Origin of the sequence: Undibacterium sp. TC4M20W (assembly GCF_049340245.1) — a bacterium.
Classification (GTDB): domain Bacteria; phylum Pseudomonadota; class Gammaproteobacteria; order Burkholderiales; family Burkholderiaceae_D; genus Undibacterium.
In genome coordinates this window covers 1-14,743 of record NZ_JBMPPI010000053.1, presented here as the reverse complement: position 1 = coordinate 14,743, position 14,743 = coordinate 1, and the positions used below count along the sequence as shown (strand labels likewise).

Annotated in this window: 13 protein-coding genes; 3 read left to right on the top strand and 10 right to left on the bottom strand. The window is 50.3% G+C overall.

The genetic code is table 11. The annotated features are described in order from the left end of the window. Nucleotides 1-443: 443 nt before the first annotated feature. The 8 genes from ACO0LL_RS30020 to ACO0LL_RS29985 all read right to left on the bottom strand — a co-directional run bounded on the left by ACO0LL_RS30020 (nucleotide 444) and on the right by ACO0LL_RS29985 (nucleotide 9,666). Nucleotides 444-1,169, bottom strand: a complete 726-nt coding sequence (locus tag ACO0LL_RS30020) for an amino acid ABC transporter ATP-binding protein (RefSeq protein WP_422954486.1) — start codon at nucleotides 1,167-1,169, stop codon at nucleotides 444-446. A gap of 20 nt (nucleotides 1,170-1,189) precedes the next feature. Beyond that, nucleotides 1,190-1,879 carry an amino acid ABC transporter permease gene (locus ACO0LL_RS30015; RefSeq protein WP_422954485.1) on the bottom strand — a complete coding sequence of 230 codons (690 nt, stop codon included), beginning with the start codon at nucleotides 1,877-1,879 and terminating at the stop codon, nucleotides 1,190-1,192. A 2-nt stretch (nucleotides 1,880-1,881) separates the two neighbouring features. After that, entirely contained in the window at nucleotides 1,882-2,634 is a 753-nt protein-coding gene (locus ACO0LL_RS30010; protein ID WP_422954484.1) for an amino acid ABC transporter permease, read from the bottom strand. A gap of 119 nt (nucleotides 2,635-2,753) precedes the next feature. Next, complete coding sequence (locus ACO0LL_RS30005; protein WP_422954483.1) at nucleotides 2,754-3,704, bottom strand: transporter substrate-binding domain-containing protein; 951 nt, start codon at nucleotides 3,702-3,704, stop codon at nucleotides 2,754-2,756. A 204-nt stretch (nucleotides 3,705-3,908) separates the two neighbouring features. Then, on the bottom strand, nucleotides 3,909-4,805 hold the full coding sequence (locus tag ACO0LL_RS30000) for an amino acid ABC transporter substrate-binding protein (protein WP_422954482.1): 897 nt from the start codon (nucleotides 4,803-4,805) through the stop codon (nucleotides 3,909-3,911). Between the two features lie 432 nt (nucleotides 4,806-5,237). Further along, a complete protein-coding gene (locus tag ACO0LL_RS29995; protein WP_422954481.1) occupies nucleotides 5,238-6,524 on the bottom strand; it encodes a Glu/Leu/Phe/Val family dehydrogenase in 1,287 nt (428 codons plus the stop codon). A gap of 282 nt (nucleotides 6,525-6,806) precedes the next feature. Continuing rightward, nucleotides 6,807-7,778 (bottom strand): LysR family transcriptional regulator, encoded by a 972-nt coding sequence (locus ACO0LL_RS29990; RefSeq protein WP_422954480.1) that lies wholly within the window; start codon nucleotides 7,776-7,778, stop codon nucleotides 6,807-6,809. A 1-nt stretch (nucleotide 7,779) separates the two neighbouring features. Continuing rightward, on the bottom strand, nucleotides 7,780-9,666 hold the full coding sequence (locus tag ACO0LL_RS29985; protein WP_422954479.1) for an ABCB family ABC transporter ATP-binding protein/permease: 1,887 nt from the start codon (nucleotides 9,664-9,666) through the stop codon (nucleotides 7,780-7,782). Between the two features lie 273 nt (nucleotides 9,667-9,939). Here ACO0LL_RS29985 and ACO0LL_RS29980 point away from each other — a divergent pair, with 273 nt between their 5' ends. Further along, the gene (locus tag ACO0LL_RS29980) at nucleotides 9,940-10,620 is read left to right on the top strand and encodes an acetyltransferase (protein WP_422954478.1); all 681 of its coding nucleotides are present in this window, start codon (nucleotides 9,940-9,942) and stop codon (nucleotides 10,618-10,620) included. Here ACO0LL_RS29980 and ACO0LL_RS29975 read toward each other — a convergent pair. Further along, nucleotides 10,595-12,244, bottom strand: coding sequence for a glycosyltransferase (locus tag ACO0LL_RS29975; RefSeq protein WP_422954477.1), 1,650 nt, complete (start codon nucleotides 12,242-12,244; stop codon nucleotides 10,595-10,597). The two genes, ACO0LL_RS29980 and ACO0LL_RS29975, sit on opposite strands and share 26 nt — an antisense overlap. Before the next feature lie 140 nt (nucleotides 12,245-12,384). Between ACO0LL_RS29975 and ACO0LL_RS29970 the strand changes: the two genes are divergently transcribed. Continuing rightward, on the top strand, nucleotides 12,385-12,804 hold the full coding sequence (locus ACO0LL_RS29970; protein ID WP_422954476.1) for an acyl-CoA thioesterase: 420 nt from the start codon (nucleotides 12,385-12,387) through the stop codon (nucleotides 12,802-12,804). Between the two features lie 8 nt (nucleotides 12,805-12,812). Beyond that, entirely contained in the window at nucleotides 12,813-14,390 is a 1,578-nt protein-coding gene (locus ACO0LL_RS29965) for an alkaline phosphatase D family protein (RefSeq protein WP_422954475.1), read from the top strand. Nucleotides 14,391-14,433: 43 nt separating this feature from the next. Here ACO0LL_RS29965 and ACO0LL_RS29960 read toward each other — a convergent pair. Then, the coding region (locus ACO0LL_RS29960) for an integrase core domain-containing protein (protein ID WP_422954474.1) at nucleotides 14,434-14,743 on the bottom strand (310 nt) is incomplete at its 5' end.

The following is a 14,743-nucleotide window of genomic DNA, read 5'->3' as shown; positions in this document are numbered from 1 at the left end:
TTGTTTTACCAGCGAATACTGTGGCGTATTCTGCTTGTTTGGAGAAGCTGTCGGCGATTTGGTTCAGTGTGAAACCTTGAGCCATCCAGTAAGCCAGACCATTTGGGTCTGCTGGGCGGTTGAAGTAGGCGATGTAAAGCTTTTGGATGTCAGCTGATGTGTTGGCCATTTAAGTGTCCTGTTTATTAATTGTTCTTGATAAATTGTTCTTAATGCGATCAAGTAACTGTCTGTCACTCTGTCAGTGCATTTTTTAGCGATGAAAGATTAGCACGGCAGGACTCTTTTACCTGTGACGTAAATCACAATTCCCGCTCTTTTAGAGAGCGCAAGCCCATAAAATGAAAGCAGCCCTGAAATCAGGGCTGCTTTTCAAATCAAACATCAAACCAGAGGGCAAATTTCAAGCAAATGCCATGATGCAATGTATTAAAAGTCAGGTATTAATGGATAATTTTATTCAGGAAGTCACGGGCACGTTCCGAGCGGGCATTGTTAAAGAATTCATCCTTGGAACAATCTTCGACGATCGCGCCTTTATCCATAAACACGATGCGATTTGCGACTTTCTTGGCAAAGCCCATTTCATGCGTAACCACCATCATGGTCATGCCTTCTTGCGCCAGGCCTACCATGACATCCAGCACTTCATTGATCATTTCAGGATCAAGCGCAGAAGTTGGTTCATCGAACAGCATGGCGATCGGGTCCATGGACAAGGCGCGGGCAATCGCTACACGCTGTTGCTGACCACCGGACAACTGACCAGGGAATTTGTCTTTCTGGGCAATCAGACCGACGCGGTCAAGGTATTTAAGACCACGCTCAGTCGCTTCTTCTTCTGAACGTCCGAGCACTTTGACCTGGCCGATAGTCAGGTTCTGGCGTATCGACAGATGCGGGAACAACTCAAAGTTCTGGAACACCATACCTATGCGTGCACGCAATTTGGACAAATTGGTTTTAGGATCGCCAACAGAGACACCCTCTACCGTGATCTCGCCTTTTTGGAAAGGCTCGAGACCATTGACGGTCTTGATCAGGGTAGATTTACCGGAACCGGAAGGACCACAAACAACCACGACTTCACCCTTGGACACTTCGGTCGTGCAGTCAGTCAACACCTGGAACTGACCATACCATTTACTGACATTATTCAATTTAATCATTTCAAATCTCCACAATATTCTTAACGTATGATCGCCACTTTTGCTTGCAACCTCTTCACGAGCGCGGACAAGCCAAAGCACATGACGAAATAGACAACCGCTGCGAAGGAATACATTTCCACCAGACGGCCATCACGCTGCGCCACTTTGGCCGCAGAGCCAAAAAAGTCAGGAATGGACAAGATCGATACCAGCGACACGTCCTGGAACAAAACGATGGTTTGGGTAAACAATATAGGGATCATATTGCGGAATGCCTGAGGCAAGACAATATTACCCATGGTTTGCCAGTAGTTCATGCCCATGGCATAACCGGCCCAGATCTGGCCACGCGGTATGGACTGTATGCCTGAACGCATGATCTCGCAGTAATAAGCTGCCTCAAACATGACAAAGGTGATCAGGCAAGAAGAAAAAGCACCCACGGCCACAGGCTCATTTGAACCAATTACCCAGGCACCAATATAGGGCACCAGGAAATAAAACCAGAACAGCACCAATACCAGAGGTATAGAGCGCATCAGGTTGACATAACCGGAGGCGAACAGATTGATCAGCTTGTTGCTGGACAAACGCATCATCGCCAATAAAGTACCGATAATGATACCGCCTGTCATTGCCAGGAAGGTCAGCTTCAGTGTGAACACCATGCCGGTCTGGAACAGATACACCCAGGAACGCTGAATGACATCAAAATCAAAATTACCCATGTTTAGTGCCCTCCGCTATTGGCTGAACCAGAAGTAATGAAACCTGGTACGCGCAGTTTCTTTTCCAACAAATTCGACATCAGGATCGCAATCACAGACACGATCAAATAGATGATGGTGGCAGCACTGAAAGCCTCAAAAGTCTTAAAAGACATTTCTTGCATGGAACGTGTACTTGCCATCAGTTCTATCAAACCTATGGACAAAGCCACCGAACTGTTTTTGATGATCGCCGCCACTTCATTGATCAATGAAGGAATAATGATGCGAAATGCCATCGGCAACAGCACATAGCGGTAAGTTTGTGGCAGTGTCAAACCCAGTGCTGTCCCCGCCATTTTCTGACCACGTGGCAGAGCATTGATACCCGTTGATACCTGTACCGCCACCCTGGCTGAAGTAAAAAACCCCAGGCTCAGTACTGCCGTGACGAAAGGTGCATTCGGTAATTGTTTAAGTGCCGTGCCCCATGCTTCAGGCAAGACTTCAGGGAAGACAAAGTACCAGAGAAACATTTGCACGATCAGTGGAATGTTCCTGAATAATTCCACATAGGCATTTGCCAGCCTGACTACCCATTTGTTTGGCGCTGTGCGCAATGTTCCTATCACCAGGCCCAATGCCAAAGCAATCATCCAGCCCAGACCCGCTGTCGCCAGCGTCCATTTCAGGCCAGAAATCAGGGACTCAAGATAGGTCCCCATTCCATCGGGCGCGGTGTCCCAAAAGATATTCCAATTCCAGTTGTAATTCATATTCTCCTCCTGTACAGCGCTTTGCGTCCGCTTTTACAAGACCAGTTATTACTTGCCTTGTAAAAGAAAACGGGAGGTGCATCCCCCCGTTTTATCGGACTACCTTGCCTTGCTAAGTTTTATTTTTTCTTTTTGTTCAATACGGCTTTTTGAGCCTCTGGAACAACAGCATAAGCAGAAGGTTCACCTGAATCAGTAGGCTTGGCGGCCACTGCCTTGAGCTGGTCAGACATAGGCCAGTTCAAAGCGATACCTTTAGGTGGGATAGGTTGCATGAACCATTTATGGTAGATGCGGTTAACATCACCAGAAGTCAGTACATTACCTATCGCTGTATCAACTACTTTCTTGAATGGAGCATCGTCTTTACGCAGCATGATGCCGTATGGCTCTACCGACAGTGCTTCCTTGCTGATTTCATAGTCAGCAGGATTTTTTGAGTTGGAAACTTGTGACGCCAGCAGGATATCATCCATGACCCATGCTACTGCACGGCCAGTTTCTACCATCAGGAAAGCTTCTGCATGATCCTTGGCTGGCAAAATATTGATGCCCAGGTTCTGGTCTGCATTCAGCTGTGTCAGCTGTTTCAGGTTGGAAGTACCGGAAGTCGATACCACAGCCTTGCCTTTGAGGTCAGCCAGGGTTTTGATGTTAGAAGATTTTTTAGACAGAATACGGTTGGCTGTCACAAAAGTGGTCGGTGCAAAACCCACCTGTTTTTGACGCTCTACGTTATTGGTTGTAGAACCGCATTCCAGATCAATCGTGCCATTGGCCATCAAAGGAATACGGGTAGCAGAAGTCACCGGATTCATTTTGACGTTCAGGGAAGACAAACCCAGTTGTTTTTGTACCGCTGTCACAATTTTCATGCACAGGTCGATGGAATAACCTTGATAAGACTGCTTATCGTCCAGGTAAGAAAAAGGGTTGGAGGAATCACGCACGCCCAGGGTGATGGTTCCTGTATCCTTGATTTTTTTCAGCGTACCAGTTTCCTGCGCCTGTGCTGCACCAGCTACCAGGCCAGCACCAACCAAAGCTACCAACAATTTCGAAAATTTCATACTGTCTCCAAAAAGTTAAATCAAAAAATCATGGCTTTGAGTTTAACAAAAACCCTCAGCAAATTACCGTTTTTTTCAGTCGGTTTAATACGTATTACTACTTATATGTTGCTAAAAAATTAGACAGCTATTACTGCTAACAGATCAGATAAATTCCACCACCGCAATACTCTTCCTACCTGCTGGCAAACGCGGAACCACCTGTTAATCCGCAACCTTGTCCGTAGGGAAGCGGATATTGTCGCGCAACAGGAAATTCATCGGCATGTTCAGGTTTGCCCCTTTTGGGGGCACGGGCTTGCGAAACCACTTGTCATACAGTTTGGTGACTTCGCCATCACTCATCAGGCGCGCCATTTCACGGTCCAGCAGATTCTTGAATGCAGGATCATCCTTGCGCAGCATGATGGCATACGGCTCGGTAGATAATGAATCACCTACCACAACGAACTTGCTGGGGTCTTTGGCATTGGCGCGTTGCCCGTACAAGAGCACGTCATCAACGGTAAAGGCATCTGCCGCACCACTCTCTACCATGCCAAAGGACTCATTATGATCAGCACCTTCCAGCAATTTCAAATCCAGGCCCCTGACCTTGTCACGGTCATTGAGCAGCTTGACGGTCGTCGTCCCCTTGGAGGTCACGACTTTTTTACCCTTGAGATCAGTCCAGTTTTTGATACCGGAATCGGTCCGGACTATCATTTTTGCGGTGGCAAAGAAATGGGGGATAGTGAAGGCGACCTGCTTACGGCGCTCTGCATTATTGGTGGTGGAGCCGCATTCCAGATCAGCCTTGCCCTCAGCAATGGCAGGAATGCGTGTGCTGCCCGTCACCAGAACATAATTCACGTTGAGTTGGGGCAGCTTGAGTTCTTTTTTTATCGCATCGACCAGTTTTAGACAAATGTCCATGGAATAGCCGATGGGCTTCTTGTCATCACCAAGATAGGAAAATGGAAAAGACGCTTCACGGTGCGCGATGGTCATCGTGTGCGTCTCTTTGATGCGTGCAAGGGTATCCGCGGCTAATGAAAGCGAGGAGCACAGGACCAGCGCACAGGGCAAGCCAGCCTTTACTATCCATTTCGAAACTTTCATATGATCCCCCTTTGAACTTAATTCAGGATGGTAATGATAAAGTCCAACAAAATTCAACAGAAAAATTCACATTTAACAAAATATTATTCGGGTTTTTTGACAATTCACTCTTGCAAAGATTTCAAAAACAAGTATGCAATTATTGTTCCATACTCTTGCACCACCTTAACCGGGTTAAGCTAAGCCTTGATGACACTGATATATTCAACTGCAGCACATGCGTTGAGCTGCCCCACATGTCCTTACCACGCCCTTACTCAATAAACCGCCTCAGTAAACTGGCTTTATACGAAATCAAACGAAATAAATGCGTATGCGACGCAAATATGGCCTTTCTTTAGCCAAATCCACATCGCATCACGCCTCGTTCGCATGATTGATCACCTATCCACCTATCAGCATAGGTGATCAATAGCTTATTACAATTCCAGATTATGGATACAGGCCGCGAACTTCACGTGCCTGCAACACTCTGGAGCAACCGATGATAAATGCTGCTGTACGCAAGGAGACGTTTTTGTCTTCTGTCACCTGCCATACAGAATTAAAAGCTTCCTTCATGATGCGGGTCAGACGCTGGTTGATTTCATCTTCAGACCAGAAATAGCTGGAGAAATCCTGTACCCATTCAAAATAAGACACGGTTACACCGCCGGCATTGGCGATTACGTCTGGTACCACCAATACACCTTTGTCGCGCAAAATGTCATCTGCCTCTGGTGTGGTCGGGCCATTCGCGCCTTCGAGGATGATTTTGGCGCGGATCTGGTCAGCGTTTTTTAAAGTGATTTGTTGTTCCAATGCTGCCGGGATCATAATATCGCAGTTAACGGACCAGAACTCATCATTTGGCAAAACAGCTTCTATGCCTTCAAAACCGGCAACACTGCCTTTGGCTGCCACGTGATCCAGCAGTTTGTTGACATCAAAACCATTCGAATGGAAGATCGTGCCACCGTGATCTTGCACAGCCACGATCTTGGCACCTGCTTCTGCGAACAAACGGGCAGCAATGCCACCTACATTACCAAAACCCTGCACGGCAATTTTTGCACCAGCAATGCTCAGGCCACGCTTGGCTGCAGCTTCGCTACCGACCACGAATACACCACGGCCAGTCGCTTCACGACGGCCCAGGCTACCACCGAGGGAGATAGGTTTGCCTGTAACGACGCCAGTAGCAGTACGGCCTTCATTCATGGAATAGGTATCCATCATCCATGCCATGGTTTGCTCATTGGTGTTCACGTCTGGTGCCGGAATGTCTTTGTCCGGGCCAATGATGATGCCGATTTCAGAGGTGTAACGACGCGTCATGCGCATCAGTTCGCCACGTGACAAGGTTTTTGGATCAACGCGGATACCACCTTTTGCACCACCGTAAGGCACGTTCACTGCCGAGTTCTTGATCGTCATCCAGGCAGACAAAGCCATCACTTCTGACAGCGTCACATCCTGATGGAAACGCACACCACCCTTGCCCGGGCCACGGGAAGTATTGTGCTGTACACGGTAACCTTCGAAATGGGAAATGCTGCCGTCATCACGTTCGATAGGCACATCGACGATGAGGATACGCTTGGGACGCTTCAGGGTTTCTACCCAGCGCGACAGATGTCCAAGGTAAGGAGTAACACGATCAATTTGCTCAAGGTAAACTGACCAAGGACCGGTCTCAGTCGGGGTAAGATAAGACGGTATCTGGTGCTGGGTGGACATTATATGACCTCTTGAATTTGGTTTGAACTGGTTTGCAAATCTTGCATTTTCAGACAGGTCTTTCACCCGCGCTGAAAGCAGACGCATAGTAGTCTTTTCGCTTTGAGATCAGCCAATGCTTTGTTTGCATGTATCTATGCACGAAATGCATAACCATGTAGTGGCCTTATGATATGTTTGGCCTGACGCCCTGGCCCGCCACCTCACTCCCCTCTTGATGTTTTCAATTTGGCAAACCCGTGCAGAATCCGCGCTGAATCGAAGCAGAATCCGCACGGAAGATTAACTACTGCGACGGCTCTTCCCTTGCCGGTTTTTACTCTGGCTCTCTTCTGTCTGCAATTGCTCCAGATATTCCCACAAACGCGAAACGATGGCCTTGCCCGGTCTTTGTATGGATGGTCGCTCACGGTACAAACGGATTTCCATATTCACTTCCCAGGCGCCACTGCCATCATCGGCACGGGCCAACTGCTTTTGCTTGACTTCGCGGGTCACAGCAGACTCAGGCAAAAAAGCCACGCCACGGCCTTCCAGCGCCATCATTTTCAGGCCTTCTGCCATATCGGTTTCATAGCATTTTTCCAGATGCAAAGGCTGACGTGTGTCATTCAAAATTAGATCTACCATGCGCCCCAGATAGGCATTATTGGCATAGGCCAAAAAGGGTAATGGTGTTTTTTCCGTGCCTGGCAAACGCAATTCAGGCACGCCATGTTTTTCGCAACGCGTGTAGGCGCGCACTGTCTCTGTGCCCATGCTGATCATGTCGTACTGACTGCTATCGAGCAAGAGTGGCTGGCGCGGATGGTGATAGCAGAGCATGAGATCACAACCACCTTCGACCAGAGTCATGACGGCATCATGCACATTCAACGCCAGCAGGCGGCTGTTGATTTCACCAAAGGCCTGATCCAGGCCTGTCAGCCAGCGCGGCACATAAGTCAGCGACAAGGTATGCGGGACAGCAAAATCCACCGTGGTTTGCGTGGTAGTGCGCTTGCCGCGTAACAACGCGCGGGCATTATTGATTTGCCCCAGCATGGCAATGGCCTGCTCATAGAAAACCTCGCCGGCGTGCGTCAGCCTTGTCGGGTAAGAAGTGCGGTCTATCAGGTCGCTGCCCAGCCAGGCCTCCAGCGATTGTATGCGGCGTGAAAAAGCCGGTTGCGTCACGTGGCGCAATTCTGCAGAGCGGCTAAAGCTGTTGGTCTCTGCCAGGGATACAAAATCTTCCAGCCACTTGGTTTCCATTTTATGCGCTCACGAGTTCAATTTCATCGGCTTCGTCATCATCTTCAGCCATATCCTTTTTCTTGCTTTGCTGCCTTTCCCACATACGTGCATAAGCACCGTGCAGAGCCAGCAAATCATGATGGGTGCCGCGCTCTATGATGTGGCCTTTGTCCATGACCAGTATCTGCTGCGCATCGACAATCGTCGATAATCTGTGGGCGATGACCAGGCTGGTGCGACTGCGGGCTATGTCTTTCAATTGTGCCTGTATCAATTGCTCAGACTGAGAATCAAGTGCTGATGTGGCTTCATCAAAAATCAGGATGGACGGATTCTTCAGCAAGGTGCGCGCAATCGCCACACGCTGTTTTTCACCACCGGATAATTTCAGGCCGCGCTCACCAACCATGCTGTCATAACCATCTGGCAGCGACTCGATAAAATCATGGATATAGGCAGCCTTGGCAACCGCAATAATCTCTTCTTTACTCGCCCCCGGTTTTCCATAGGCGATGTTGTATTCTATGGTGTCATTGAACAGCACGGTGTCTTGCGGCACGATGCCTATTGCCGCCCTGACCGAGGCCTGTGTGACGTTGCGCAAATCCTGTCCATCGATGGAAATATGGCCGGACTGGATATCGTAAAAACGGAATAACAAACGCGACAATGTCGATTTACCAGAGCCGCTATGGCCGACCACCGCGGTGGTCGTGCCGGGGGCAATCGTAAAATCTACATCGAACAAAATCTGGCGCTTTTCTTCATAACTGAAATTCACATGCTGGAAGCGAATTTCTGCACCATTTTTATGTTGCACCTGCAGCGCTTGTGCAGCAGCATCATCAGCTACTTCGCGATTCTGGTCGAGCAGGGAAAACAGCCTCTCCATATCCGCCAGGCTTTGCTTGATTTCACGGTACAGGACACCTAAAAAATTCAGGGGAATATACAGTTGTATCATGAAGGCATTCACCAGTACCAAATCACCCAGGCTCATGGTGCCATCGATGACACCCTGGGTTGCGCGCCACAGTATAAGGGTCACGGCAGTGGCGATGATCATCGATTGCCCGGTGTTCAGCAAGAACAGGCTGCTTTGCGATTTGACGGCGGCAGTTTCAAAACTTTTCAGGCCCACGTCGTAACGCTGGGCTTCGTACTCTTCATTGCCAAAATACTTCACCGTTTCATAGTTGAGCAGCGAATCAATGGCCTTGGTATGCGCCTTGGAATCAAGCTCATTCATGGTACGGCGAAAATGCGTGCGCCATTCTGTGACAACGATGGTGAATACGATATAGGTTACCAGCGCCGTCGCGGTAATCACACTGAACCATTTATCGTAATGGGTACTCAGATAAATCAGGACCAGGGTAATTTCCAGCAAGGTAGGAACGATGCTGAACAGAGCATAAGAAATCAGCGAAGAGATCGCCCGTGTACCACGTTCTATATCACGTGTAACACCACCGGTTTGCCGGTTCAGGTGAAAACGCAAAGACAGGGCATGCAGGTGACGGAACACTTGCAAGGCTATCGTGCGCACTGCCCTTTGCGTGACCTTGGCAAACACGAACTCGCGTAATTCTGTGAACAGGGTTGTCGATAAGCGCAGGGCACCATAGGCGATCAGCAATGCCACCGGCAGAACCATGACGGCAGCCGGATGGGCCGGGCTGATGGTCATGCTATCGACCAGCTTTTTCAAGATCAGAGGCACACCGACATTGGCCAGTTTGGCCGATACCAGAAAAGTCAGTGCCAGCAAAACGCGCCATTTATAGGCCCACAGATAAGGCAGCAGGGTTTTGACGGTGGACCAGTCGCCGCGCTGGGCAGGATTGCCCGGAGCAGAGGAAGAAGGATTACTGACAGGATTACGAACGGATTCTCGGCGTCGCATTAAAGATGTACTCGTATGAAGGTTGAATGGGCTTGCCAGAACTGGCACGGCCAGTACTGACGTGAATTGGCAATTCAACAAAATCGCCTCAGTATCTGACAGGCGACAGAGAGAACAACACATCATGCAAAAACTGCATAAGGAAAATTATAGGCCATAAATCAGATGTTCATCGGCCACTGCTCTCTGGCTATCGTACAATTTACATTTCGTCACCACCACGCAGGTATACTGTGGCGTGAATGCTCCACGTACAAAGCGACAAGACTCAATATGAACAAGAATAAACTCGTGATTTTTGGCAGCAGCAATATTTTGTCTGACTTGTTTGATTGCGCCCTGGCCCATGGCCTCACTGTATCGAAAATTGCTTTGCATTTGCCAGAAACACCAGGCGAGCGCGACATCCCCCTGCAAGACCGGATAACCGGATGGGCACAATATGGCGCGACACCTGAAATCATCAATTTGGCTGATTTCATCCCTGCTGAAGATGAACTGTATCTGCTGGGGCCGACCACTCCCACCCGTAATGCACTGGAGCAGGAAATACTGCAGCACCATGCTGGCCTGGAATTCCATACCCTGATACACCCGCGTGCCTTTGTATCGCCTCTGGCAACATTGGCCCCGGGCGTATTTGTTGGTGCGAATAGTGTGATAGGCCCCGGTGCCGTACTGGGTCGCCATGTCTTTGTGAACCGCGGTGTCACCATAGGGCACGATACCCATATTGGTGCTTTTTCGCGGGTGCAGCCAGGCAGCAATGTCGGTGGATTGTCGCGGATAGGGCATAGCGTCACTGTCGCTATCGGTGCGACCCTCATAGAACGCCTGCGCATAGGCGAGTACGCCTTTATCGGTGCTGGCGCTGTCGTGATCAGCGATGTTGATGCGGGTGCGCTGATGGTCGGCAACCCTGCCAGATTCAAGAAGTCTGTGCTGCCATCCTGAAATGAAAACGCTGTAAGGCCAGCTCGCAAGCCCCCTGCAAACTGGTGGCCGCCTTGCTCAAATCCAGGTAATCATCAAAATGCTTTTGCATGGCCTGACCTGCGATTTTCCTGGCATCAGGATTGTTTAACCACAATATCAGCGTCTGGAAATATTCCTGCAAGTTTGCCTGTGCCGCATTCCCCAATTTATCTCCACCGTCCGAACCCTGCAAACTCAGTGCTGGCAAGCCCAGTGCCATTGCTTCTGCAACAGCAAAACCGCCGCCCATCATGGGTGGATTAACATAGATGTCGCCGCATGCCAGATATTTGACGGCATCTGCACAAAAGGCGATACAGCCTACCTGCTCCGCACTTGCTGCCTGCAAGGCTGTCGGCATGGCACCACTGCCACCTATGATCAACCACTGCACCTGGGGATGTTCATGCAATACTTGTAGCATGGCCCTGGCCCATGCACCCTGTATCCTCGATTCACTCTCATTGACGAGCGTGACCAGCAGCAGTTTGTCTTGTGCCAGCCCCAGAGATGCGCGTGTGTGATTACCCTGGATCTCCGGCCTTTGCACGCGGTAAGAATGATGGTAAGCCTGGCTGGCTGGGAAAGCCGTAGTCCATTGCGAAGCCTGCAAACCGTGCAAGTCTTGTTGCGCAGTCAGCCATACATCGGCGGGTGACATCGGCGACAGGGAGTTGATGCCCAGACTGAGTACCGGGCGTGCCGGATAAGTTGCTGCCGCCAACCCTGCATACAAACCAACAAACATGATCAGGTCAGGATCAAATGCGGCAAGCGAACCCAGCAGGCTTTTCCATCTTTGTAGCAGCGAGAAACGCGTATCACCGGTCATGACTTGCCCGCCCTGCCCCAGGTATTTATCCCATCCAGCAGTCACGAATTGCGGCTCGGGTGTATAGGAGTGACTGCCGAGATAATGCCTGAAATCTGGCCCCAGCATTTCTTGCGCTGAGTACAGCACGACTTCATAACCTAGCTGACGCAGGTTTTCTGCCTGCTGCAAGGCCATCAAGGTAGGCGGATGCTTGATATTGCTGACAAAGGGTGCGATCAGGGCTACCTTGCGAACTTCGTTGATGACACGCTGTTTCAACACCTGCGCGGGTTGCACCTGCTGCCATATCCACGAGTTAAGACTGGCGGCAATCGCAGGCAGCGCCAGTTCCTGCAGGCGTTGCTGAAAAGCCTGGCGACCAGGAATATCGAGCAAGACTCTTTGCCAACTATATTGCAAAAACGTGACCATGCGGTCTGCATCATAGGGTTGCAGACTCAGGGCAATTTGTCCGGCCTGTTTCAAATATTCTGACCTGCCGGTCAGCATGTCGAGGAAAGTAGCACGGTAAAACCCTGGCAAGCCGCTGGCAGCGACATTCGCCAGCAGGAATTGCTCAAGCTGCAGCGTCAGCGCCGGCGTAGCATGACGGCGCATCAGATCGACCATCTGGTGCCAGCAATGGCTGGCTGTAGGGTTGGCTACCGTGCGCAAGACCACATCGTCGAGCAGTCTTAATTCTTCGTGTTTTACTTCCATTGCCTGTTCTTTATGTTTTCCCACCAAAATCGGCGGCAGTGGCAGCCAGTCTGCTCTATTCTGGCTCATGAAATTACTACATTGTCATCAACTTCACAATATATCACCCTGTAAGTCGCTGGCAAGCCACTTGCTTTGCTCAGTCTGCATTAAATCTGGTTTAAGATTTGCCTGACCACCTTCTACTCATCCTACTCTGCAAAATTATTATGACTGAACAAATTTCCAACGGCTTGCCAGCCCACATGCCCACCCTCAGGGTCATGCCCATGCCTGCTGATGCCAATGTGCATGGCGACGTATTTGGCGGATGGATCATGTCACAGGTCGATATTGCCGGTGCCATCCCTGCGGCACGCCGTGCCAATGGCCGAGTTGCCACCATCGCAGTCAATTCTTTCCTGTTCAAGCAACCGGTATTCGTTGGCGACCTGTTGTCGTTTTATGCCGAAGTCGTCAAGGTAGGCAATACGTCGATCACGGTATCGGTAGAAGTCTATGCCGAGCGCAACCGCTTGCAGGCTTCGACCGTCAAAGTCACTGAAGCAACGCTGACTTACGTTGCCACAGGCAATGACCGCAAACCGCGCCAGATTCCGCCACTGGAAGAAATCACCAAGGTGGGCTGAGCATTGGTATGAAGTTATCACGCCGTTCGTTTTTACAGCAGTCTCTGCAATTCACTACTTTTGCTGCACTGTCCCAGGCTTTTCCCGGGTTTGCCGCCGAGCGCAGCAGTGTTTATCCTTTCAGCCTTGGGGTAGCCTCAGGTTCGCCGCGGCATGACAGCGTAGTCTTGTGGACACGCCTGCTGCCTGAGCCACTGAATGCAGCCGCCCTGCCCGCCATCCCCTATAAACTGCGCTGGGAAATTGCCGAGGACGAGCAATTCAACCGCATTGCCGGCAAAGGTGAAACCCATGCCTTGCCTGAACTCGCGCATAGCGTGCATGTGGATGTCACTGGCCTGCTGCCAAATCGCTGGTACTGGTACCGCTTCACGCTGGGCGACGCAGTCAGCCCGGTAGGCCGCACTCATACGGCACCGGCGGCCGATGCATTGAACGTCAATCTGCGGTTGGCCGTGGCGTCTTGCCAGCACTGGGAGTTTGGTGAATATGCGGCGCACCGGCATATTGCTGCCAGCAATCCTGATCTGGTGGCATTTCTGGGAGATTATATTTATGAGTGGGGGCCTTATGACTTGCGCCACCCTGGCAAGCCGCGCAACCGTGATATAGAGAGTTTCAGCCTGGCTGATTACCGTGCCCGTTATGCACAGTACAAGACCGATCCGCAATTGCAGGCTGCCCATCATGCAGCACCATGGATAGTCACCTGGGACGATCACGAGATCGCCAACGATTACGCGAATGACAGGGACGAACGTCTGGACGTAAACTTCATGCTGCGCCGTGCGGCTGCCTACCAGGCATTTTATGAGCATATGCCAGTACGTCTGCATGCTGGCCATACCGACTTCGTCAACATGCGTATTTATGAACGGTATGACTGGGGCAGGCTGGCACGTTTCCATGTACTGGATGCCAGACAGTACCGCTCGCACCAGGTGTGTGCCAAGCCTGGGCGCGGTGGTTCGAATTCTGTCACCAACGCAGAATGCAATGAGCGACTGGACCCAAATCGTACTATGCTGGGCATGGAACAGGAGAGGTGGCTGGCACGCGGCTTTGCCAGTTCAACTGCGAAATGGAATATGCTGACCCAGCAAACATTGATGGCGCAATCGAGCCAGACTGTCGTCAATCAGGAAGGCGATGGCAAATTCTGGACCGATGGCTGGGACGGTTATCCCCTTGCCCGCCAACGCCTGATGGATGACCTGCAAAAGCACAAGCCTGCAAATCCTGTCGTGATTTCTGGTGATGTCCATACCTTTTATGCAGCTAATCTGAAGCGCGATTTTTACAGCAAGGCATCTGCCAGCAACCCCATACTGGCGACAGAATTTTGCGGCACGTCGGTGACCTCAAGCTCACGCCCGCAAGAGCGCACTGAGCAATATGTGGCACAAAACCCGCATATCAAATATGGCCGCAGTGATAAACGTGGATTCATGCTGCTTGATCTTTCACCAACCAGGATACAGACACATTTCCTGGCTCTGGATGATGTGGCAAAAGCAGATTCCGGTATTTCCACGCTCAGAAGTTTTGTTGTTGAAGATGGCAGAACGGGTGTGGTCGTAGCGTAGTCGCCAAACTAAAGTGTTGTCCAGTCCTAAAATAGGTTGACAGTTAAAATTGTAAAAAAGACGCCCGATGCACCGCATTGGGCGTTTTGTATTGGAGGGCTAAATGAGGCCTCTCGTTGTTGTAAATATCAATAGATTGCCGGATCATCTGTCGTGCTTCCTCCAGGTTCTTTGGCGTCGAGAGCAAGAATTCATTCTTTAGAATCCCATTAATACGTTCAGCCAGGGCATTCTGGTAACAATCGTACCCATCTGTCATCGAGCAAGTGATGTTGTGCTTTTGATGAATTTGCTGGTAATAGCTGGAACAATATTGAATTCCACGATCAGAATGATGGATCAAAGCTGACTGG

Coding starts and splice junctions, on each gene's coding strand:
- ACO0LL_RS29965 (WP_422954475.1), top strand. CDS start 12,813: ATGAAGTTATCACGCCGTTCGTTTTTACAGCAGTCTCTGCAATTCACT.
- ACO0LL_RS30000 (WP_422954482.1), bottom strand. CDS start 4,805: ATGAAAGTTTCGAAATGGATAGTAAAGGCTGGCTTGCCCTGTGCGCTG.
- ACO0LL_RS29970 (WP_422954476.1), top strand. CDS start 12,385: ATGACTGAACAAATTTCCAACGGCTTGCCAGCCCACATGCCCACCCTC.
- ACO0LL_RS30005 (WP_422954483.1), bottom strand. CDS start 3,704: ATGAAATTTTCGAAATTGTTGGTAGCTTTGGTTGGTGCTGGCCTGGTA.
- ACO0LL_RS29985 (WP_422954479.1), bottom strand. CDS start 9,666: ATGCGACGCCGAGAATCCGTTCGTAATCCTGTCAGTAATCCTTCTTCC.
- ACO0LL_RS30015 (WP_422954485.1), bottom strand. CDS start 1,879: ATGGGTAATTTTGATTTTGATGTCATTCAGCGTTCCTGGGTGTATCTG.
- ACO0LL_RS30010 (WP_422954484.1), bottom strand. CDS start 2,634: ATGAATTACAACTGGAATTGGAATATCTTTTGGGACACCGCGCCCGAT.
- ACO0LL_RS30020 (WP_422954486.1), bottom strand. CDS start 1,169: ATGATTAAATTGAATAATGTCAGTAAATGGTATGGTCAGTTCCAGGTG.
- ACO0LL_RS29975 (WP_422954477.1), bottom strand. CDS start 12,244: ATGAGCCAGAATAGAGCAGACTGGCTGCCACTGCCGCCGATTTTGGTG.
- ACO0LL_RS29995 (WP_422954481.1), bottom strand. CDS start 6,524: ATGTCCACCCAGCACCAGATACCGTCTTATCTTACCCCGACTGAGACC.
- ACO0LL_RS29980 (WP_422954478.1), top strand. CDS start 9,940: ATGAACAAGAATAAACTCGTGATTTTTGGCAGCAGCAATATTTTGTCT.
- ACO0LL_RS29990 (WP_422954480.1), bottom strand. CDS start 7,778: ATGGAAACCAAGTGGCTGGAAGATTTTGTATCCCTGGCAGAGACCAAC.